This is a genomic window from Bacillus sp. 95MFCvi2.1, assembly GCF_000374965.1.
Classification (GTDB): domain Bacteria; phylum Bacillota; class Bacilli; order Bacillales; family Bacillaceae_G; genus Bacillus_A; species Bacillus_A pseudomycoides.
Window position 1 is genome coordinate 1 of record NZ_KB895705.1, and the last position, 20874, is coordinate 20874.

The following is a 20874-nucleotide window of genomic DNA, read 5'->3' on the forward strand; positions in this document are numbered from 1 at the left end:
TCTACCTACACCTGGCCCTTTCGCTTTACCACGTTTTTCTTCTAGTCCTTTGATACCTTCAGCTTCAAAGTGTTTCACCCAACGTCTTACTACTGAGTGATCAATTCCTAGTTCTTTAGCGACCGTTTTGTATCCCATTCCTTCTTTAAGGTATAAATCTACTGCTTTTTTCTTAAATTCTATATCGTAAGTTACTCTAATTTTACCCATAGAAAAAATCCCCTCCATAGTAAACAGATTAATGTGCTTTCTTTTTACTGTCTACTATAAGGGGATCATATCAAAAAGGCAGTGTTTTTTTTAAAATACAATTTGTGAAACTTTTCACAAATTAGACACACACAATTAAAAATATTTCGTGTATAGTAAAATCATGAAATAATACTTCACACATAAATATGTGAAACATTTCACAAATAATAGGATTCATGTAGGAAAAGTAACTCTATTTTTTTACGCTAATAGGGACGCATTAAGACCCTTAGGGTCTATTTAAGTCCATATAGCAGAATAGGAGGAAATTACATGGTAGTCAAAGAGAAAGTTGTAAATGAAACGCAAGAAGTGGTAGAAATGATTGAGGCGTTAGTAAAGAATGGTAAAAAAGCTTTACAAGCATTAGAAGGTTTTACACAGGAACAAATTGATAAAATTGTACATGAAATGGCACTTGCGGGCGTGGATCAACATATGCCGCTTGCAAAAATGGCTGTTGAAGAAACGGGACGCGGTGTGTATGAGGATAAATGCATTAAAAATATTTTTGCAACTGAATATATTTGGAATAGCATAAAAAATGACAAAACAGTGGGGATTATTCGTGAGGATCCACATGAGGAAGTAATAGAAATTGCAGAGCCGGTCGGTGTGGTTGCTGGGGTAACGCCAGTAACAAATCCAACGTCAACAACGATGTTTAAAGCGATCATTGCGATAAAAACGAGAAACCCAATTATTTTTGCATTCCACCCTTCAGCGCAGCAATGTTCTATCGCAGCTGCAAAAACAGTGCGCGATGCTGCAGTGAAAGCTGGTGCACCAGAGAACTGTATTCAATGGATTGAAAAGCCTTCTGTTGAGGCAACAAAACAATTAATGAATCATGAAGGTGTAGCGCTTGTTCTGGCAACAGGAGGAGCAGGAATGGTAAAATCAGCATATTCAACTGGTAAACCAGCTTTAGGAGTAGGACCAGGTAACGTTCCATGTTATATGGAAAAATCAGCGAATGTGAAACGTGCTGTGAATGATGTAATCTTATCAAAAACATTTGATAACGGTATGATTTGTGCTTCTGAACAAGCAATTATTGTAGACAAAGAGATCTATAATGATGTGAAACAAGAAATGATAGCAAACAATTGTTATTTTGTAACAGAAGATGAACGGAAGAAATTAGAGAAACTTGTCATTAATGAAAATACATGTGCAGTAAATAGCGATATTGTTGGGAAATCTGCTCACTACATTGCATCACTAGTAGGAATTGCAGTACCAGAAGATACAAAAATGCTGGTTGCAGAAATTAAAGGAGTCGGCGCAAATTATCCGCTATCCCGCGAAAAATTAAGCCCAGTATTAGCTTGTATAAAAGCAAATTCATTAGAAGAAGGATTGCAGCATTGTGAAAACATGTTAGAGCTTGGCGGTTTAGGACATTCTGCAGTTATTCATTCTACAAATACAGAAGTACAAAAACAGTTTGGTTTACGTATGAAAGCATGTCGTCTTATTGTGAATGCTCCGTCAGCACAAGGCGGAATTGGTGATATATATAATGCTTTCATTCCATCGCTTACACTTGGATGCGGATCATACGGAAAGAACTCTGTATCTCAAAACGTAACGGCAACTCATTTAATGAACGTAAAGAGACTTGCAAATAGAAAAAAGAATATGCAGTGGTTCAAGCTGCCACCAAAAATTTATTTTGAAAAACACGCTACGCAATATTTAGCAAGTATGCCAAACATTTCACGAGCATTCATTGTAACAGATCCTGGAATGGTTCAACATGGATATATTGATGTAGTAACGCATTATTTAGGTCAACATAGAAATGATGTAAAAGTAGAAATATTCTCTGAAGTAGAACCAGATCCATCAGATGAAACTGTATTTAAAGGTGCAGAAATGATGAGAAGCTTCAAGCCAGACGTGATTATTGCTCTTGGCGGCGGATCAGCGATGGATGCAGCAAAAGGAATGTGGCTATTTTATGAGCATCCAGAAACAGAATTCTTTGGTATCAAACAAAAGTTTTTAGATATTAGAAAACGTACATGCAAATATCCAAAACTAGGAACTAAAGCGCAGTTTGTTGCGATTCCTACAACATCTGGAACAGGATCAGAAGTGACACCATTTGCGGTTATTACAGATAAAAAGAATAATATCAAATACCCGCTTGCTGATTATGAATTAACACCAGACGTTGCAATCGTTGACCCGCAGTTCGTTAAGACAGTACCACCACATGTAACTGCTGATACAGGAATGGATGTATTAACACATGCGATTGAAGCGTACGTATCTATTATGGCAAACGATTATACAGATGGATTAGCTTTAAAAGCAATTGATCTTGTCTTTAAATATTTACCACGTGCATATAAAGATGGAAATGACGAAGAAGCTCGTGAAAAAATGCATAATGCTTCAGCAATTGCTGGGATGGCATTTGCCAATGCGTTTCTTGGTATTAACCATAGCTTAGCGCATAAAATTGGACCGGAGTTTCATATTCCGCATGGACGTGCTAATGCAATCTTAATGCCGCATGTTATTCGCTATAATGCAATTAAACCAAGAAAACATGCACTATTCCCTAAATATGAGCACTTTGTTGCGGATGAGCGTTATGCACATATCGCAAGAATGCTTGGTCTTAAAGCACGTACAGTAGAAGAAGGCGTGGAATCATTAGTACAAGCTATTATCGCCCTTGGAAAAGAATTAAATATTAATATGAGTGTTGCTGGCCAAGGTATTGAAAAAGAAGCATTTGAAGCGGTTGTTGATATACTTTCTGAACGAGCATTTGAAGATCAATGTACAACGGCAAATCCGAAATTACCGCTTATTTCAGAGTTGAAAGAAGTGTATATGCAAGCTTATAAAGGTGTATAGAAAATTTGAAAGAGCCGTTTAGCAGCGGCTCTTTTTACTTTGGAAAACATCTCCCTCATTGGCTGTATTTACTTGCCTCAGAAACGATTAGAATATGATAGAGTGAGAGGGAGGAGTGGTAGAAGTATGAAAGAATTACAACAGAAAATAGCAGATTATATTCGCTTCGGTCAAGTTCTTCTTGCGCTAGCCACATTTTTAATGATTGGTTTATTAATCCCAAATGGAGGGAGAGAAACTGTACAATCCTTTGCGATGATGGGTGTTATTGTTTTATTTTTAGGGATGTCATTTTTCTTTTTCAAGCGTGTTAAAGTATTGCGTGACAGGTTAGAGGAGAACGAGTATGAATAAGATTGATAGATGAAACGCTACGAAAAGAGTGTATCTTTTTGTAGCGTTTTTTCGTATAAGTAAAATTTGTAGAAAATGTATGTGTTTTATATTGACAATGATAATCTTTATCAATTAAAATATAATAGAACTAAGTTCTAATTCAAGGTCATTTGTGAACGGAAGTTCTTGTCCGTTGTTAGAACAAGATAAATATCTAGTATATAACTGAAAATCCTACCCCCCCTCAACTGTAGTTTTCTTTATACTAGTTATGATATGGATGCAGTAGACAAGCTTTGTCTACTGTCTTTTTTTTGTTAAAACTTGTATATCATTGTAATCGGTAATAATAAAATCTGCATAAGGTGTTAGTTCTTTTATAGCATGTTCATGATTAGCAATGCCTACAGCAATACTTCCGGCCTCTTTAGCCATTTTTACATCTACAACAGTATCTCCAATCATTACTAGCTCATTTGGTCTAATATCAAGCTGTTCACATGCTTTTGTAATCATTTCTGGATGAGGCTTTCCGTTTTCTACATCTTCTGGCGTAAAGAGAAATTGAAGAGATGGTATGTTAAGTAAATCAATACATTTTTTTGTTCTCACCTTATTGTCCGAGGTAAGAATACCTGTGTATATTTCTTCTTTTTGCAAAGAAATAATGCATTCAGTTATCCCTTGAATAGGATGAAAAGCTTGTTCAATGGATAATTGCTCATTACTTTCTTCAAATATGGTAGTAGCGAGCTCTTTGCAACGGTGCCATGGATATTTTTTGATTTGATATAAAAGGCTGGCGACAACAATAATTTCTTCTTCTTCAGATGCGACCGCTAACAGGCCTTTAAAATCAACTTTGTTTGGAGGTACAAATCCAACTGCTTTTTCCCACAGAGGTTCATACTTTTTACCAACAATTTGTGAAAATTTGGATTTTCGCAGTCTATCAATTTCCTGCCAAAATGGAATCGCGTGAAATAATGTACCATCTTTATCAAAGGCAATTGCTTTCGTTTCAATAACCTCTCCAGAAATTTGAATTTTTCCCATATTTCATGTCACCTCGTTTATAATAGTTACCATATACTGTACATTCTGAAATGCATTACAGGTCAAGGGGGGAGTTAAGATTTCTACAATTGAAGATATCGCTAAATTAGCCGGAGTGTCTAAAGCAACCGTTTCCCGTGTGATCAATCATCATCCGTATGTACGTCCAGAATTAAGGGCGAGAGTGCAAGCGATTATTGATGAAAAAAATTATGTACCTGTGGCGACAGCGAAAGATCTACGTCGTCTACAAACAAAATTAATCGGTGTAGTCGTACCAAATTTACATCATCCCTTTTTTAGTCAGTTAATTCAAGAGTTAAGTGGTATTTTAAAAATAGATCGTTATGATGTCGTGATATTACAATCAAATTATGAAATTGAGAGAGAAAGAGAATTTTTACAATATATTAGGACGAAAAAGTTAGATGGGCTTATTTTTACTACACTTTCTTTGCCAATAGAGGAAATAGAGCGTGCGATAACTTCAGGAGCTATTGTTATTTGTAATGAACATGTAGAAACAGAACTCGTATCTACAGTTCAATTTGATGAAGAGCTAGCTGGTTACATTGGAACGAGGCATCTTTTGGAAAATGGATATACACGTATAGGATTTTGTTACGATACATTAAAAAGTAAAGCGCAGAGAAAAAGATATCAAGGGTATAAAAGAGCTTTAAAGGAGTATGGTCTACAGTTACAGCAAGAATGGGTATTTCCAAATTGCTATGGGCTGAAGGATGGGAAGAGGGTAATAGATAGCATTCACTCCATGCAAAATGCCCCAGATTCCATCTTTACAGGCAGTGATGAAATAGCTGCTGGAATTATTATGGAGGCTCAAAAGTTGAAAATTGCGATCCCACAAGATTTTGGTGTTATAGGATTTGATAATCAAGAACTTTCGATGATAATGCATCCTAATATAACAACGATTAATACCTCCATTACAAGTATGGCAAAGAATTCTATCGTATTATTACATAAACAATTGCGAGGAGAGCCTGTACAACGTATACAATTACCTATTTCAATTATAGAAAGAGAATCTACAAGAAGGGAGTAGGATATGTTCCATACAGATCGTTTACAATTTCGAAAATATACAATGGATGACTTAGATTTCTATGCTTCCTTATGGGGAAATGTGAAAGTAATGCGCTACATTGGGAACGGAACGCCAAAAACATATGTGCAGTGTAAGAAAAGTCTGGAAAGCTGGGTTCTTCCTAGTTATAAAAACGGTTTAGGATTATTTCTAATGATTGAAAAGGAAACAGATACTCCAATTGGTCACGCAGGACTCGTTAGGCAACAAGTAGATGGAAGAGAAGAAATTGAAATTGGGTACTGGTTACTTCCAGAGTATTGGGGAAAGGGATATGCAAAGGAAGCAGCAACAGCTTTTCGAGATTATGGTTTTCAAGTGTTAAGTTTGAATAAGCTCATTTCTCTTATTAATCCAGATCATCCTGCTTCTATCTTTGTTGCCCGAAAAACAGGAATGAGTTATGAGAAGACAGCATCATTTCATGGAATAGATGTTCTTGTATATGCAATTAAAAGAACAGGATAAATCCTGCTCTTTTAAAGAATGAGACTACTAAATACCATTAATATGTTTAAAATTACATGCCATATAATAGCTGGAATGATACGATTTGATTTCACAACTATTCCTCCATAAAATATACCAGCTATAATAAAAGCGGTGGAAACACTCCAAGAAAAACCTAAGGAGTAATGCTGTAAACCAAAACCAATGCTTGTAAGCAAAATAGCCTATTTTTCATCAAACTGATTTGTAAACTGATGTAGTAGGATTCCCTGCCAAATACATTCTTCTAATACGCCATTGATAATAGAAAACAATACAGCAAATAGCATGATATGTTGTATATAAGATATTTCTTTTTGTAGTAGAAAAGGTGTAAAGGTGACGATGTTAATAGAAATCGCGATGATAAGAAATATATAAATTTTAACTTGATGAGGACCACTCCAAATAAAAGGCACGTGCAAAGTATTGTTCCATTTTGGTTGATTCTAATTTAGAGATATTCGCTGTTTGCGTATAAGAGCATCTATGAGAAATGGCACAAAAACAAGAAGTAGGCAAAGACGTTTCACAATAATTGTTAGTTCTCTTGAAGAAAAGGAAATTTGATCCATAGTAAATAAATAGAGAAAGAATCCACTCCCAAATAATAGAGTAATCCATATGAAATGATGATAGTTTTTCTTTTTTAGTAGTAGAAGTAGTAATGTAAGGATCCATAAACAAAAGAATGCTATATTAGTAGTTTGTATAGTAATCATAAGAAGTGTAAAAGAATAATAAAAATCCCTTCATCTTTTTCTCCTTTTAAAAAGGTAATATTCAACTTTTAAAGAATAGTATATAACAATAAAAGGGGGAATGGGATTGTATATTTATCATAATGGACTCATTATTCGAGAAGGAACGACAGGTGTGCCAGCTTATGCAATTAAAAGTTTATTTGAAGATGCGGGCTGGAGTAACAATAGCATTCCATCATGGCAAATTGAAAAATTTACGATAGCATTTGAAAATTCTACGTGGGCTTTTACGATTTGGGATGAGGAAGAAATGATTGCGATGGTTCGTGTTATTTCTGATCAGATAATGGCTGCAAATATTATGGATTTAGTTGTGAAGTATGAATATAGAGGAAAAGGATTAGGAAAGAAGCTCGTTTCCCTTTGTATGCAGAAACTCCCTCATGGAGATTGGTTTGCTCATACTTCTGCGAATAATTTTGATTTTTATCGTAGTTGTGGTTTTGAGGTGCGGGATTTATCTCAAAATGGGACGTGTGCTTATTATGGTTATAATGAAGCGAAAAAAGCAGGACATCGATAATCCCATTAGATAATAGAAAGCGTGTAAAAAGGATTGCTAGACGATAGCGATCCTTTTGTATTTACACAGATAAACTATTTTATTGTACAAAAAAGAAGTAGTGAATTGCGAATGAGAGAGTAAACAAGGGGAGTAGGAATATCATTTTCTTTTTGAAACCTTTAAAGAAGGAGTTATTATTGGGAGCAAGCCAAACTTCTAATGTGGAATAGAAGAGTAATGAAACTGCCAATAATATGCCACTAACTAATTCAAATGTCATTGTTAAGACCTCCAATTTCACCAAAGATACTTAAATAATAACATGAAAATGTTAATTATTTACAGTTTGTAACGATACTTTTAGTGATTAAAATGAAGGTCTATTCATTTTGTGGTAAAATAATAAAGAAAATTCAGAAATTTAAAAAGGAGGATAAAATGAATATTAAAGTAGGAGATACGTTTCGGTACGAAAGAACATTTACAGAAGAAGAGGTTTTGGAATTTGCTCATCTTACAGGTGATAAAGGGAGACATCATATGGAACATGATGAGCAGGGACGTTTAATGGTGCATGGGTTATTAACTGCAAGTATTGGAACGAAAATTGGTGGAGAGGTACATTACATAGCACGGGAATTAGTAAGTGAATTCATCAGGCCTGTTTTTACTGGAGATACAATTACTTGTGATGTAACTCTTACAAGTGTGGAACAATTGGAAGGGTACAAAAAGGTATCGATAGAGTCGATTTATCGTAATCAAAAAGGGAAAGAAGTATTAGTAGGATCAAGCTATGGAATTATACGAGAATAATGCAAAAAGCCTGTTTTTCATTTTTGAAAACAGGCTTTTTGCATTGCATTTTAATATACACGTTTTCGATTTTCAGCATGGCTCGAGATGAGTAATAATGCGGAGTCTTCGCCAATATTACGCACAATATGTGGCACACATGCACTCCAGGAGAAAGAATCTCCTTCTTCCACAATCGCGATATCTTCTCCGTGCTGTACTTCTAATTTACCGCGCAAAACAAGATGGCATTCTTCACCTTCATGAGCATTTGGTATATTTTCTTTTGGGAATCCAGCTGGGATTTCTACTAAAGATAAACGAAGGCCTCCTTGCTCAGCGACATGTTCAATCCTTTGTTCATCTTTTCCATACACACTGTATTTTCGTTCTTCCTTTTTTACAATTTTCATGTGATCTTTTTGCTCAAGTAATAAATAAGGGAGAGGAACGTTTAAAAATTTGGAAATTGTTTCTAAAGTTGAGATAGATGGAGAAGTTTTATTATTCTCGACCTGGCTCATAAAACCTTTAGAAAGTCCTGTTCCTTCACAAATTTGGGCGATAGTGACGCCTCTGCGCTGACGAATTTCACGTATTGCAGAACCGATATTCATAATAATCAAGCTCCTTTTTGTAGACAACTATTTGTATCATAGCAAAAAAAAACATTTTTTTCTCAAGAAAAATAAATTGACGGATAAAAAAAATTATTGTATGTTTTGTAATGTGAACAAAAGTTTTATATTATAAAACTCAAAAGGAGAGAACAAAATGAATCAACATATTGGTAATTTAATTATTCGTATCGTATTAGGAGTAACGTTTTTTATGCATGGTTTGGCAAAGTTCCAATCAGGCATTGATAATATTGCAGGATGGTTTACAAGCATTGGTTTACCAGGTGCTCTTGCATACGGCGTAGCGACAGTAGAATTAGTTGGTGGTCTGTTATTGATTATCGGTTTAGGTGTACGGTATATTGGATTATTATTCGCACTTATTTTAGTTGGAGCAATTGTAAAAGTAAAATGGTCTGCTGGTTTATTAGGAGATGGAAAGAATCCAGGATACGAATTAGACCTTGCATTGTTGGCAATGGGTCTTTACTTATTCGTTGTTAAAGCTGAAGGTTTTGTAGATAACTTCTTAAAAGCAACTGTATTCAAAAAACATTAATCGAAATGGGGGCATAACAATATGGACTTTCGACTTCATCCCAGTACAACACTCGGTGCAGTTCATTTATATGTATCGAACTTACAACAGTCTCTAGCATTCTATACAGATGTGTTACGATTGAAAGTGGTAAGAGAAGAGGAGCATATCGCTACACTTGGTAATGAAAGTAATGAACCACTTCTTATAATAGAGGAGAAAGAAAATGCTCTTCCAAAACAAAGAAGTCGCACTGGTTTATATCACTTTGCAATCTTACTACCAAGTAGACAAGATTTAGCAAATATTCTTCTGCATCTTGTGCAGAAAGTGTATCCGTTACATGGCGGGGCAGATCATTACTTTAGCGAAGCAATTTATTTAGCTGACCCAGATGGAAATGGAATCGAAATTTATCATGATCGTCAAAGAGAAGTATGGCGTGATGAAAAGGGAGAGCTTCCGTTTGTTAGCAACCCATTAGATGGAGACGGATTATTACAACAAGGAAATGAGTGGAATGGATTTCCAAGCGGAACTGTAATGGGACATATCCATTTACATGTTGCTGATTTAGAAGAAGCAAAACGTTTTTATGTAGATGGGCTTGGATTTGAAGTGACGATTCCAGTCCGAAATGGTGCATTATTTGTTTCAGCAGGTGGCTATCATCACCATGTTGGTTTAAATACATGGCAAGGTGAAGGTGTGCCGCCGCAAATGCCAAATTCCGTTGGCTTGAAATATTTCACAATTGTACTAGTAGATGAAAAAGAAAAAGAGCAAGTGTGTGAAAGCTTAAAATATATTGGCGCGATTGCTATGTATAAAGATGGAATAATGCAAGTAGAAGATCCGTTTGGTCACTGTATTCAATTGATTGTAAAAGGAGAAGCCTAAATAAAGGCTTCTCCTTTTTTTACTTTCTTATAATTGCTTTTTCATTTTGTAAAAAGAGTTCATTAAACTGTCTTGCTAGCTCGAAATCAAGTTTTGTTAAACCTTTTGCATTCCAGGATGACAAAGTAATAATGACTGCTTTATACTGGATAAGGATAAATGGATGGTGATTGTGTTCTTCTGATAGTTTGGCGGCTTCAGAGACAAATTCGACACCTTTTAAGTAGTCGGAAAACATATATTTTCTTTCAATCCATTTTTCATCTTTCACTGTCCATTTATCTAGCTTTGCTAATTCCTCTTGCACTTCTTCATCTGTTAGTCGTTGCATTATTGTTCACATCCTTTATTGAGAGTAGGGCAAGACCATTGCTAATCAAACGTTTTACAGATTCATTTTCTGTAAAAGTAGAAAGTTGTTGTAATAGAGCAGTAGATGCGTCGTGCCCTTTGTTATGCTCTAAAAGTAATTCTAAAATTTCAAGACGAAGTAACCATTCTTTCGTATAGAACTTATTTAGTACCTCTTGAATTGCTACTAATTGTTCCACATGTGAATCTTGTAACACACCTTCATTTCGAATATCACGAACGGTTTGATACATACGATCAAGCTCAGTTAATGTAAGTGGTTCTGGTGTTTCTTCTACTTCTTCAGTCACTTCGAAGAATGCGGCTGCATCGGCTGCGCCTGGGAATACAGAAGTGATTTTTGAACCAACTGCCATGTCAAAAGCTCCCCATGAAGCATCAAATAATAGACGATCTTTGTAAACTACTGTGCAATCTGTAAATGAAATAAGAGCGATTTTTTCATCGTTTTTCATAATATCGGTTACTGTTCCTTTTACATGAACACCGCTTGCAAAGTATAGTTCCGTACGATTACCAATGATAATGCCTAATGCTTGTAACTCCTCATCTGTGCAATCTTCGAGTGAAACATTGCCTTCTAATAAACCAACTGGTGTACCAAATCCATCTTGATGTACAGCTGTAGAATGATTCGGTAGTTGTTTATTGTTTAGTGCTAATGCAGTCGGTGTATTTGTTTTCATGTAAATCACTCTACCTGCATCATTTTGAATCTTTTCTGCAAATGTACCTGTAATTTGTAACCCACTACTTAATTGAGCAGTTGCATTGTTTTCAGAACGAATTGCTTTTTCTAATCCTTCTGCGTCACCTGTTTTAAAAGCCATTGTTTCAGAGAAGTTCTCAAGTGCCTCTGTTAATTCTTCAAATGACTTGCATACAAATAGCTGTGGTTGCATTTTTGTAACATCATAGGTCGTTTTTGTACAAGCTTCAATTGAGAATGGGACTTTTTCTACAGCATCTGTTAAACAATGTTTGCTCTCACCGACAGAGGAGAGAAGACCGGCACCGTAAATTTTCGGGTTATTTATATCTCCAATTAAGCCGTACTCGACTGTCCACCAGAAAAGGCGAGAAATTTGTTCCGCTTCTGATAAGCCAGAAACAAGCTTTTGCTTTTCGACAACTTCTTTTTCAGCTGCTGCAACTTCTTCTGGTGTAGAAGTTGGACTTTCTTTCACAATTGTCAAAGTACGCACAGCTTCAAAAGCATCGTGTTCTTCTTTAGTTGAAAATGCTTTTGCTCCAATTTGGCCAAATCGTTTTACATATTTTGCATATGTAGGATCAAGTAAAATCGGTGCATGTCCAGCTGCTTCGTGAACGATATCAGGAGCTGGAGTATATTCAATGTTTTCCACTTTACGAATATCTGTTGCGATTGGTAATAAACCATGTCCTTGGAAATCAAAGAACGCTACGCCGGGAATAAGGCCGTCAATCGTTACTGCACCCCAACCACTTGGTGCTAAGCATTCATTCATTTCTTCAACCTTTGGAATTGCATCTATATTAATACCAGATGATTGTAGTCCGTTAACATAGGCTGGATGAGCAACATCTTTTAAAAAGTTATGGTTTTGTCTCATAATGTAACGCCACACAGCGTGATTAACCGGTGTGTACTGATCGTAATGCTGCGTGGATACAAATGGTTTTAAATGTGATGGAATTTCTGTTTTCTTTGTCATTAATACATCCTCCTTTTTTATCTGTAAAAACTGCTGTGATTACTTTTGGGTATATCACCCCCTTTCAATTATTGTAAGCGCTTATAAAATTTTATCATAAGATTCGGAATTATTTAACATTTGTTTTTGTGAGAAATAGAAAAAGCCCCTATCGGAAAATCCGATAGGGGCGAAGAAATCGCGGTACCACCCTATTTGTAAGTGAAAATCCACCTACTTCTCAGTTACTGATAACGGAAAAATCCGTCTTTTCCTTCATGCAAAAATAGCACTACGAAAAAGAAACTCCAGAATTGTAATTCGCACTTGTATATGTACTGATTCGCACCAAACATCAGCTCTCTGAAACAGGGATATAAGTTACTACTGCGATTCTTTCAACGCGTAATATATGAAATTGTTTAAAAGGGGAAGACGCAAAAAAGCCCCTATCGGAAAATCCGATAGGGACGATAGAAATCGCGGTACCACCCTACTTGTAAACAAAAAATTGTTTACCACTTACTTTAAGATAACGGAAAGATCCGTCTTTCTCTTCATGCATAATCGCACTACGGGAAAGAAGCTCCAGAATTGTAATTCACGCTTGTATATGTACTGATTTGCACCAACCATCAGTTCTCTGAGTCAGGGATATAAGTCGCTACTAGGTTTCCTTCAAAGCCGATATATAATTCGTTCAACTAAACTATGTTTTGTATTATAAAACTACATTTGAATAGTTGTCAACAATAATTTTATTTAAATATAGTAGATAAGGGGAACGATAAGTGGGAATTATCTATAGGAGGATAGGAAAAGATGTGGAGAAAAATAATTGTTTTGATTGTCTGTGTTTGCTGCTTATGTGAAGCTGTGCCTACTGTTCAAGCTGAAACAAAAAATATACAAGTAGCTTTTATTCGTAACCATAATCTCTGGATAAAAATCGATGGGAACGAAAAACAAATAACAAAAGGAGAGTACATAACAAAGCCAAAATGGTCACATGATGGAAAATGGATCGCATACGCAAAGGGAGAGGAACAAAATCAGCTTGAATTGTACCGTGTTGCGGATGGGAAAAAAGTTGTTCCGTCTCAGACAGAAGCAACGAATTATCAATGGTCACCGGCAGAGAATATAATTGCATTTGAATTTACAAGCACGTTAAATACATTTGATGCAGAGAAGAAGAATGCAACGTTTGAAAATGTATCATCGGGTGTAGGAGACTATGCATGGTATCCAGACGGAAAGAAATTTCTTGTTTCGTCTGAGGCTCAGTTGCTTCCAACAGGTTGGACAGGAGCGCAGTTATATGAAGTACAAAAGGATGCAGGAATGAATCCGAATAAAATGAAACACCTGTATACATTACCGAGTATGCAGGAAGATTTCTTAGCCTATATTGCAAGTGATTTCAAATGGTCTCCAAATCAAAAGTGGATTGCTTTTTTAGCTGTACCAACTGCTTCGTGGTCAGCTGATAGTAATACACTTTGTCTTTTGAAAGCGGACGGAAGTTATTTTGAAAAAGTAGATCAAATGTTATTAAACAGCCAATGGATACAATGGTCTCCATCGAAAAATATATTAGCTTATATTGAAGGAAGTGGAAGATTTGCGTTAGAGAATAAACATTTAAAAATAAAGGAATTACCCGCTCTCCAGCAAGAAAAATTCACTCCAAAAGGATATGTTGATTGGGATTTTACATGGCAGGATAATGAACTTATTACTCTTTCAAGAGCGAAGGAAATGGAATGGTCGAACGAAGAAGAAAAAAGATCATTGCCTTCTTTATACCAAGTAAATATTCAATCAAATCGACAGCGTCAAATTACAACTCCTTCAAAAAAATATGGAGATTACAATCCACTTTATATAAAAAGTGAAAATCAGCTGACATGGATGCGCTCTGACCGTAAAAAGGCAGATATGTGGTTGGCGAATGGAGAGGGATCGAAAGCGAAGAAATGGATTGAAAATATTGATGTCCCCCAGTGGTATTATGAAAAATGGAATTGGGAGGAAGTTATTTCTGTAAAAGAAGGTTAAAAAAGGCTGCCTAGAATATTTTTTAGGCAGCTTTTTTATAGTTATTTGTGCGTTTTATTCGGCTTCTTTTTCCCAGGATTTCCATTCCCTTGGCGTTTTCTATTTTGCTCGTCTTTCGCTTGTTTTTCGTGTATTGTGTCTAAAAAATCATTTGAGTTACTCATTGATATATCCTCCTCAGAATTTCGTTTTATCTCTGTTACTATAACCATTTGAGAGGAGAATCATGAATTGGTATTCGGATTAAAAAATGTATAACTCTGTATAGATTTTTCAGCTTTCAAACATTTGTGAATTCCTCCCTAAATATATAAGAATTATAAAGTGAAACTTTAATCAGTGGGGGTTTTCTTCATCCCCCACTGATGATTATTAGCCCTCACCAATCGGGCTTTTACGGGCAGTTGATCCCCACCTAACTTATTTGCTTTCACTGAATTTTGAGGTGGAGGTCTTACTGCCCGTTAATGCGGGATAAAAATGGTTTACATATTTTATTGTAATAATTGCTAATAGGGGTGTCGGATATTTTTACAGCATCATTTATAATTGTGATTAAAAATAATGCAAAAGGAATATAGAAGAGAAAGGAGAAAAGATAGAAAGATATATTTATTTTCATAGAAAGGACTAAAACTATGAAACTTATTTTCATAAGGCATGGCGAGGGAACACATACAAAAGATTTACCTATGAGCTTGCAATTAGAGAATTCAGCTTTGACAAAAGAAGGCGAAAAACAAGCATTGTTACTTCAAAGTAGTTTACCACTACAAGAAATCGATGTATTAATAGCGAGTCCTACGCTTCGAACATTACAAACTGCTGCGATATGGAGCTCACAAGTAGTTTGCCGCAAAATAACACATCCTTATATTTCTCCACGTATTTTCTCTTATCGTGAAGGAGCGAGAACATTACCGTGTGACAGGTTGTTAGATACAAAGGTAATTCAAGAGTTATTTCCTAGTTTTTCTTTAAGAGAAAATACAAACGATATGTTATGGAATCAGGGGATAAATACGATTTCAGAGAAGGAATTTCAGAATATAGCAGATGAATTCATCGATTGGTGTTATACATTACATACAGAAAGAATTTGTATCGTTTCACACGATGGAACGATTACAGCATATAGGCAGTATTTACAAAATTTAGTTCTAACCAGAGAGGATTTTTTAGAAGAAACAGGTGTGTATGAAATAAACTTATGAATGGAGGTTTTTTATTTGAATATTGCGTTAGTAGTTGGCGATAATTCAGATTTAGAAGCACAATCGCTTCGAGCGACGCTTGAGTATTTTGGAGCAAGAGTTATTACATATTGGATTGGTCGACCGCGGGATTTGATGGATGTTCTTTCAGGGAAAAGTTTGTATGAAGATATAGATTATATTATCTTTTGCTTTCATGGTGAAGAAGGGGAATTTGTAATGGAAGAATTAGGGGAAGATGTGTATGAGAAAGATGAGCTGAGAGGAAACTTTGGTGTAACTGAAATTAAACAATATGCAAAATTGCATAACAAGTATATTATCAATAGCGGGTGTACTTTAGGAGATCCAAAACTTGCGACAGCATTTTTAAATAGTGGTGTAAAAGCTTATATAGGCTCAACAGATTATGTGGATGGAAATGCAGCACTTATGTTTACAATGCGTTTATTTTACGGGCTTATTAATCATCAAAAAACAATAGATGATGCATTTCAGGATGCAAAATCATTAGATAACGGGACTCTTACATTTGAATTATATAGAGAATGAAACGTGCTTATCCGAATATAGGATAAGCACGTTTCACATTTACCGCATAATTTTTTTGCGAAAAATAATGAAAATCATTATCAATTATGGTATGATATTTTCAAGTTTTTTGCAAGGAAATAAAAGCAACTATATAAATGTTAGTTTTTAACATTCTATATAATTGTCACAATTTATTCATAATTAACATTTAAAAAATAAGTAACTAATGTTAAGATATTACCTGCAACTAACTTAATTACATCTTTAGGAGGAAGATATGGTTATTCAATTTTTAAGAGAAAACAAAGCAGTTTCTTTTGTGTTAGCGATTATCCGTGTTTATCTGGGATACACATGGTTGATGGCTGGAATCGGAAAGTTACAAGGAAAGGGATTTGATGCGACAGGTTATTTGCAGGGGGCTATTGAAAAGTCAAAAGGAGCACAACCAGCCGTTCAATCTTGGTGGGCAGCATTCTTACAAGACTTTGCAATTCCGAATGTTGATCTATTTAACACGCTTGTAACATGGGGAGAAATTCTAGTTGGAATAGGTTTAATTGTAGGTTGTTTAACGAAAACAGCTGTCTTTTTTGGTCTTGTAATGAACTTTTCCTATATGTTTAGTGGGTCTCTAGGTGTGAATCCACAAATGGTTATTTTATCTATGTTTGTTTTAGTTGCTGGCATGAATGCTGGAAAACTTGGAATTGATGGTTGGATTGGACCTAAATTACTAGGTTCAAAAACGCAAAAAAGACAGAGGCAAGCTGCTTAATATATGAAACGGGTATCTCAAAGGTGAGATACCCGTTTTTATTACTTTGTCGTTTCGGTTGGATTCTTTTCAAAGAATTCTTTTACATAGCCCATAAATTCTTTCGGTTCTTGGCGGAATGGGGCATGATAACCTTTTTCAATAATATGAAAGGCGCTGTTTTTTAAAAACTGATGATAAGATTCGCCTTCTTTCCATGATACACTACTATCATTTCTGCCCCAAATAATTAAAGTCGGAAGCTTGATTTCACTAGCATTAATCTTAAGGCGTCTAGGCCACATTTTCATTTGGTTATAATGTTCTGTATCATCACGTTTAAATTTCACTTTACTTTCATCATAATTTGTAATTGAAGAAACAGTATTTAAATCAGTTGATAACTGTGGCTTAGGTGAAGCATTTCTGTTCGTTAATGATACAGCTCCTGTAGCGTCCGTTAAAATGAGATGGGTAACTGCATTTGGATATAAGTATGTTAAATTAAGAGAAATTTCTCCACCCATAGAATGACCAAGCACTGCAAATGTATCATATCCTAATTTTTTCATTAACTTATAATAAAGATTGGCATGGTTAGGGAAAGAATATGGAAAATCCATCGGCTTGGAAGAATGGCCAAATCCTAAAACATCAACGGAGATAATCGTATGATCTTTTGCTAAGTCTGCATAAATATCGCTAAATCCGTTGGATGATCCACCAAATCCATGAAGCATAAGTAATGGTGGTTTCTTTTTCCCAATTTGTTTAAAGTAAATAGTTTGTCCATCTATGTCGACCATTTTTTCATCTGTTGTTAACTTTGTTTCAATTGTATTTTTTACCTGTTTTACTGTTTCTACGGGTTTTTCTGCCGCATTACAACCCACTAGCAATGTAAGAGTAAGACAGCTTACTATATAAGATTTCATTCGTTTCAAGCATTTGACCCCTTTCTAACATAACGCTGCATCCATCATAGCAAATAAATGGTCACGATTTCCAGACAGGTGACTTCCATTTTTTATCATAAGGGGTGAAAGCAGTGTTTCTTGAAATCCTTTCGATTCCAAGTGTGCTCGAAATGTACATTGTGAGTGTGGAACATCTATACGTACAGTTCCATTCCAACCTTTGCAAATGGATTGTAATAATTGGATTGCATCTCCCTCATTTTTTGCGATAAGAGGGGTAATGCACAGTACATCCCCTTTTTGGATACATAATGAAAAAGACTCTATCCTGTGGTTTCTTTCAATTTTAAATGTGAGTGCTGCTCTAGCTAGTAATATTGAATAATGGTTTGGACGATGCGTACCTGTTGCGGTTTTATCAAGCTTACTGAGAGAACTAAGATCATCTTGTATAATTTGCTTTAAATGAGAGAGATTCGTAGATGTATTTGTAACAAATTTTTCAAAGCGATGGATTGTTGTAATTGTCGTAAAGCCGTATTTTTGGTACAAGGGCACACCAGCATCTGTTGCGATGAGTATAACTGGGAGAGAAGTAGGCGCTTGTTGCACACAAAAATCGAGTAAAGAATGGCCAAGTCCTTGTTTTTGAAAGTTGGGGTGAACCATTAACATACCGATAGAAGAAAATCCAGATTCGGAAGGGAATACCCCACCAGTAGCAATCAGTTTTTCGTTCTGTGTATAGCCAAATAGACTTCCGATTGACAGGTACATTTCAAATTGATTTCGCATAAATAATTGAGGCTGTAACCATCCAACAGCCTCGCAAAGAGAAATGAGCTGTGAAATACTAGAATTATTTAGTTTTTGTATTTGCATATTGAATCACCACATTTCTAATCTAGTAGAAATATTTTACCATGAAAAAAATGAATACATAGTCATAAACAGAGAGAATGTAAAGCAGTAATTTTTAATTTTGAAAAATCTATACTAGTTTCTTTTCATTTTGTAAAGGTGATAAAGCTTAATGATATAAGACAAAGATATACAAATTATAACTAAAATTTACATTACTTAACAAAATATTTACATATAACTAACTTTTCCTTAATAGTCTTCCTTTAAATTGGGTATAGGGAACTTAATAACGTATTAGGGGGACAAAAAAAGTGAAAAAGTTTATGAAGAAAGCATGGCCATTTGCAGTTGTCACATCGTTAGCACTTACTTCCGTAGTAACGTGGGGCGTAACACGTTCAGATGTAATTAAAGCGGATGGAAAAGCAAGTGATCCAAAAATTAAGAATGTAATTGTTTTAATTGGGGATGGCATGGGACCTTCGTATATGACTGCTCATCGTTATATGAAAGACAATCCAAAGACGTTTGAAATGGAATCGACAGAATTTGATAATCATCTTGTAGGAACACAAAAGACATATCCAGAAGATGAGCATCAAAATATTACAGATTCTGCATCAGCGGCAACAGCGATGTCAGCAGGTGTGAAAACATACAATGCAGCAATCGCGGTTGATAATGATCAAGCAGAAGTGAAAACAGTACTTGAACAAGCAAAAGAGCAAGGGAAATCAACAGGTTTAGTTGCAACTTCTGAAATTACACATGCAACGCCAGCTGCTTTTGGAGCGCATGATATAAGCCGTAAAAATATGGATGCAATTGCAAATGATTACTTTGATGAGAAAATTAATGGGAAACATAAAGTAGATGTTCTTCTTGGTGGTGGCGTGAATAACTTTGTAAGAAAAGATCGGAATCTTACAGAAGAATTTAAGAAGTCTGGTTATAGCTATGTAACAGATCGTGAGCAATTATTAAATGATAAAAGTGATCAAATTCTTGGTTTATTTGCACCAGGTGGCTTAGATAAAATGATCGATCGTAATGAAAAAACACCTTCGTTAGAAGAAATGACAAATGCAGCAATCAATCGTTTAAATAAAAACGATAAAGGTTTCTTCTTAATGGTAGAAGGTAGTCAAATTGACTGGGCTGGCCATGATAATGATGTAGTTGGTGCGATGAGTGAAATAGAAGACTTTGAGAAAGCATTTAAAGCAGCAATTGAATTTGCGAAAAAAGATAAACATACATTAGTGATTGCAACAGCTGACCATTCTACTGGTGGATTCTCTCTTGGTGTAAACGGTGAATATAACTTTAATGCAAATGCAATTAAAGCTGCGCAACGTACACCAGACTTTATGGCAAATGAAATTGCAAAAGGTGCAAATGTAGAAGAAACGTTGAAAAAATACATTGATTTACAATTAACAACAGAAGAAATTAAATCCGTGAATGACATTGCTCCATCAAAAGATGTAACGAAAATTGATAATGCGATTGAAGAAATCTTCAATAAACGTTCATTTACAGGCTGGACAACAGGTGGACATACGGGTGAAGATGTGAACGTATATGCATTTGGGCCAGGTAAATATCTATTCTCTGGCGTTCAAGAAAATACAAATTTAGCAAAACGTGTCTTCGATATTGTTGGTGGCGGTGACCCTAATAAAGGCAGACGCTAATTGTGAAGGAAAGCGAGGCATTTCGCCTCGTTTTTTCTTTTTTGGAGGAATAAAGGATGCAAAACTTTGTTAAGAAAATAGGGGCTTTTGCTCTAGCTGGGTTATTATTAATGGGTTGTCAATTTCAGCAAGAAACGAAGCAAAAAGATATAGAAAAAAAAGAGGTAACGGTAAAACAAGAAACGAAGGTACATGTAACACCAGAAGAAGAGAAAGAAATTCGGAATGTAATAGAGACGTTTGTGCAGACGACAAACGAAAAAAATTTCGATCAACATATGGCTTTGTTTTCGGGCAAAATTGTTGGCGCCGAAGACTTACGAACACAAAAAGAAGCGGCGTTTCAACGAGAAAATAAGAGAATTGAGTTGAATCGTGTTCAAGTGAAAAGTTCAAAAGGCGATTTTGCCATTGTTGAAACAGAAGAAAAAGAAATAGATGGTGGAAGCTCTCTTCAGAAAAAGATCCGGTATGCGCTAGGAAAAGAAGATGAGCATTGGAAAATTGAAGAAGTCCGGACGGTAGAAAAGAAATAAAAA

23 protein-coding genes and 2 other annotated features are annotated in these 20874 nt (G+C 35.4%); of the genes, 14 read left to right on the plus strand and 9 right to left on the minus strand.

The features are described 5' to 3' along the window. Nucleotides 1–210: helix-turn-helix domain-containing protein (locus C568_RS0119850; protein WP_018781297.1), on the minus strand; the 210-nt coding region annotated here is incomplete at its 3' end. Between the two features lie 315 nt (nt 211–525). Here C568_RS0119850 and adhE point away from each other — a divergent pair. Beyond that, nucleotides 526–3129 (plus strand): bifunctional acetaldehyde-CoA/alcohol dehydrogenase, encoded by a 2604-nt coding sequence (adhE, locus tag C568_RS0119855; protein ID WP_006095960.1) that lies wholly within the window; start codon nt 526–528, stop codon nt 3127–3129. 126 nt (nt 3130–3255) lie between these two features. Further along, nucleotides 3256–3483, plus strand: a complete 228-nt coding sequence (locus C568_RS0119860; protein ID WP_003200539.1) for a YrhC family protein — start codon at nt 3256–3258, stop codon at nt 3481–3483. A 282-nt stretch (nt 3484–3765) separates the two neighbouring features. On the opposite strand, the gene C568_RS0119865 is transcribed toward C568_RS0119860, so the two are convergent. Then, nucleotides 3766–4521 carry an HAD family hydrolase gene (locus C568_RS0119865; protein WP_018782529.1) on the minus strand — a complete coding sequence of 252 codons (756 nt, stop codon included), beginning with the start codon at nt 4519–4521 and terminating at the stop codon, nt 3766–3768. Nucleotides 4522–4636: 115 nt separating this feature from the next. Here C568_RS0119865 and C568_RS0119870 point away from each other — a divergent pair, with 115 nt between their 5' ends. After that, nucleotides 4637–5590, plus strand: a complete 954-nt coding sequence (locus C568_RS0119870; protein WP_029427555.1) for a LacI family DNA-binding transcriptional regulator — start codon at nt 4637–4639, stop codon at nt 5588–5590. Nucleotides 5591–5593: 3 nt separating this feature from the next. Further along, nucleotides 5594–6100 (plus strand): GNAT family N-acetyltransferase, encoded by a 507-nt coding sequence (locus tag C568_RS0119875; RefSeq protein ID WP_006095963.1) that lies wholly within the window; start codon nt 5594–5596, stop codon nt 6098–6100. A gap of 11 nt (nt 6101–6111) precedes the next feature. Here the strand turns inward: C568_RS0119875 and C568_RS36520 are convergent, their stop codons facing one another. Beyond that, nucleotides 6112–6300 carry a CPBP family glutamic-type intramembrane protease gene (locus tag C568_RS36520; protein ID WP_157753627.1) on the minus strand — a complete coding sequence of 63 codons (189 nt, stop codon included), beginning with the start codon at nt 6298–6300 and terminating at the stop codon, nt 6112–6114. Between the two features lie 649 nt (nt 6301–6949). Between C568_RS36520 and C568_RS0119885 the strand changes: the two genes are divergently transcribed. Next, nucleotides 6950–7408, plus strand: coding sequence for a GNAT family N-acetyltransferase (locus C568_RS0119885; RefSeq protein WP_018765876.1), 459 nt, complete (start codon nt 6950–6952; stop codon nt 7406–7408). 420 nt (nt 7409–7828) lie between these two features. After that, complete coding sequence (locus C568_RS0119895; RefSeq protein WP_018782532.1) at nt 7829–8206, plus strand: MaoC family dehydratase; 378 nt, start codon at nt 7829–7831, stop codon at nt 8204–8206. A 50-nt stretch (nt 8207–8256) separates the two neighbouring features. Here C568_RS0119895 and C568_RS0119900 read toward each other — a convergent pair whose 3' ends face one another. Next, the gene (locus tag C568_RS0119900) at nt 8257–8802 is read right to left on the minus strand and encodes a helix-turn-helix domain-containing protein (RefSeq protein ID WP_003200551.1); all 546 of its coding nucleotides are present in this window, start codon (nt 8800–8802) and stop codon (nt 8257–8259) included. Between the two features lie 157 nt (nt 8803–8959). Between C568_RS0119900 and C568_RS0119905 the strand changes: the two genes are divergently transcribed. Together C568_RS0119905 and C568_RS0119910 are read left to right on the plus strand one after the other, a co-directional pair. Continuing rightward, nucleotides 8960–9364 carry a DoxX family protein gene (locus C568_RS0119905; RefSeq protein WP_006095966.1) on the plus strand — a complete coding sequence of 135 codons (405 nt, stop codon included), beginning with the start codon at nt 8960–8962 and terminating at the stop codon, nt 9362–9364. Nucleotides 9365–9385: 21 nt separating this feature from the next. Further along, nucleotides 9386–10243: a VOC family protein gene (locus C568_RS0119910; protein ID WP_006095967.1), complete on the plus strand. Its 858-nt coding sequence runs from the start codon at nt 9386–9388 to the stop codon at nt 10241–10243. Between the two features lie 19 nt (nt 10244–10262). Here C568_RS0119910 and C568_RS0119915 read toward each other — a convergent pair whose 3' ends face one another. Then, complete coding sequence (locus C568_RS0119915; protein ID WP_029427556.1) at nt 10263–10577, minus strand: 4a-hydroxytetrahydrobiopterin dehydratase; 315 nt, start codon at nt 10575–10577, stop codon at nt 10263–10265. Continuing rightward, a complete protein-coding gene (locus C568_RS0119920; protein WP_003208557.1) occupies nt 10555–12312 on the minus strand; it encodes an aromatic amino acid hydroxylase in 1758 nt (585 codons plus the stop codon). Before C568_RS0119920 ends, C568_RS0119915 begins: the two co-directional genes overlap by 23 nt. Before the next feature lie 162 nt (nt 12313–12474). Next, nucleotides 12475–12702: a binding site (T-box leader), on the minus strand. Nucleotides 12703–12754: 52 nt separating this feature from the next. Next, nucleotides 12755–12982 (minus strand) — a binding site (T-box leader). Between the two features lie 131 nt (nt 12983–13113). Between C568_RS0119920 and C568_RS0119925 the strand changes: the two genes are divergently transcribed. Next, nucleotides 13114–14352, plus strand: a complete 1239-nt coding sequence (locus tag C568_RS0119925) for a TolB family protein (RefSeq protein ID WP_018782534.1) — start codon at nt 13114–13116, stop codon at nt 14350–14352. A 41-nt stretch (nt 14353–14393) separates the two neighbouring features. Here the strand turns inward: C568_RS0119925 and C568_RS0119930 are convergent, their stop codons facing one another. Beyond that, entirely contained in the window at nt 14394–14516 is a 123-nt protein-coding gene (locus C568_RS0119930) for a DUF4023 domain-containing protein (RefSeq protein WP_003200562.1), read from the minus strand. A gap of 474 nt (nt 14517–14990) precedes the next feature. Here C568_RS0119930 and C568_RS0119935 point away from each other — a divergent pair, with 474 nt between their 5' ends. The 3 genes from C568_RS0119935 to C568_RS0119945 all read left to right on the plus strand — a co-directional run bounded on the left by C568_RS0119935 (nt 14991) and on the right by C568_RS0119945 (nt 16878). Then, a complete protein-coding gene (locus C568_RS0119935; protein ID WP_006095971.1) occupies nt 14991–15566 on the plus strand; it encodes a histidine phosphatase family protein in 576 nt (191 codons plus the stop codon). Further along, on the plus strand, nt 15567–16118 hold the full coding sequence (locus tag C568_RS0119940) for a hypothetical protein (protein WP_006095972.1): 552 nt from the start codon (nt 15567–15569) through the stop codon (nt 16116–16118). 259 nt (nt 16119–16377) lie between these two features. After that, nucleotides 16378–16878, plus strand: coding sequence for a DoxX family protein (locus C568_RS0119945; protein ID WP_003208549.1), 501 nt, complete (start codon nt 16378–16380; stop codon nt 16876–16878). A 41-nt stretch (nt 16879–16919) separates the two neighbouring features. Here C568_RS0119945 and C568_RS0119950 read toward each other — a convergent pair whose 3' ends face one another. Together C568_RS0119950 and C568_RS0119955 are read right to left on the minus strand one after the other, a co-directional pair. Further along, a complete protein-coding gene (locus C568_RS0119950) occupies nt 16920–17792 on the minus strand; it encodes an alpha/beta fold hydrolase (RefSeq protein WP_371400307.1) in 873 nt (290 codons plus the stop codon). Nucleotides 17793–17816: 24 nt separating this feature from the next. Beyond that, entirely contained in the window at nt 17817–18656 is an 840-nt protein-coding gene (locus tag C568_RS0119955) for a GNAT family N-acetyltransferase (RefSeq protein ID WP_018782537.1), read from the minus strand. Between the two features lie 293 nt (nt 18657–18949). Here C568_RS0119955 and C568_RS0119960 point away from each other — a divergent pair, with 293 nt between their 5' ends. After that, a complete protein-coding gene (locus C568_RS0119960) occupies nt 18950–20335 on the plus strand; it encodes an alkaline phosphatase (RefSeq protein ID WP_018782538.1) in 1386 nt (461 codons plus the stop codon). A gap of 56 nt (nt 20336–20391) precedes the next feature. Beyond that, nucleotides 20392–20871, plus strand: coding sequence for a hypothetical protein (locus tag C568_RS0119965; protein ID WP_018782539.1), 480 nt, complete (start codon nt 20392–20394; stop codon nt 20869–20871). Nucleotides 20872–20874 lie beyond the last annotated feature (3 nt).

Excerpts from the sequence above, each read along its gene's own strand:
- adhE (WP_006095960.1), top strand. The coding sequence starts at position 526 with ATGGTAGTCAAAGAGAAAGTTGTAAATGAAACGCAAGAAGTGGTAGAA.
- C568_RS0119860 (WP_003200539.1), top strand. The coding sequence starts at position 3,256 with ATGAAAGAATTACAACAGAAAATAGCAGATTATATTCGCTTCGGTCAA.
- C568_RS0119865 (WP_018782529.1), bottom strand. The coding sequence starts at position 4,521 with ATGGGAAAAATTCAAATTTCTGGAGAGGTTATTGAAACGAAAGCAATT.
- C568_RS0119875 (WP_006095963.1), top strand. The coding sequence starts at position 5,594 with ATGTTCCATACAGATCGTTTACAATTTCGAAAATATACAATGGATGAC.
- C568_RS0119895 (WP_018782532.1), top strand. The coding sequence starts at position 7,829 with ATGAATATTAAAGTAGGAGATACGTTTCGGTACGAAAGAACATTTACA.
- C568_RS0119900 (WP_003200551.1), bottom strand. The coding sequence starts at position 8,802 with ATGAATATCGGTTCTGCAATACGTGAAATTCGTCAGCGCAGAGGCGTC.
- C568_RS0119905 (WP_006095966.1), top strand. The coding sequence starts at position 8,960 with ATGAATCAACATATTGGTAATTTAATTATTCGTATCGTATTAGGAGTA.
- C568_RS0119910 (WP_006095967.1), top strand. The coding sequence starts at position 9,386 with ATGGACTTTCGACTTCATCCCAGTACAACACTCGGTGCAGTTCATTTA.
- C568_RS0119920 (WP_003208557.1), bottom strand. The coding sequence starts at position 12,312 with ATGACAAAGAAAACAGAAATTCCATCACATTTAAAACCATTTGTATCC.
- C568_RS0119925 (WP_018782534.1), top strand. The coding sequence starts at position 13,114 with ATGTGGAGAAAAATAATTGTTTTGATTGTCTGTGTTTGCTGCTTATGT.
- C568_RS0119930 (WP_003200562.1), bottom strand. The coding sequence starts at position 14,516 with ATGAGTAACTCAAATGATTTTTTAGACACAATACACGAAAAACAAGCG.
- C568_RS0119935 (WP_006095971.1), top strand. The coding sequence starts at position 14,991 with ATGAAACTTATTTTCATAAGGCATGGCGAGGGAACACATACAAAAGAT.
- C568_RS0119940 (WP_006095972.1), top strand. The coding sequence starts at position 15,567 with ATGGAGGTTTTTTATTTGAATATTGCGTTAGTAGTTGGCGATAATTCA.
- C568_RS0119945 (WP_003208549.1), top strand. The coding sequence starts at position 16,378 with ATGGTTATTCAATTTTTAAGAGAAAACAAAGCAGTTTCTTTTGTGTTA.
- C568_RS0119950 (WP_371400307.1), bottom strand. The coding sequence starts at position 17,792 with ATGAAATCTTATATAGTAAGCTGTCTTACTCTTACATTGCTAGTGGGT.
- C568_RS0119955 (WP_018782537.1), bottom strand. The coding sequence starts at position 18,656 with ATGCAAATACAAAAACTAAATAATTCTAGTATTTCACAGCTCATTTCT.
- C568_RS0119965 (WP_018782539.1), top strand. The coding sequence starts at position 20,392 with ATGCAAAACTTTGTTAAGAAAATAGGGGCTTTTGCTCTAGCTGGGTTA.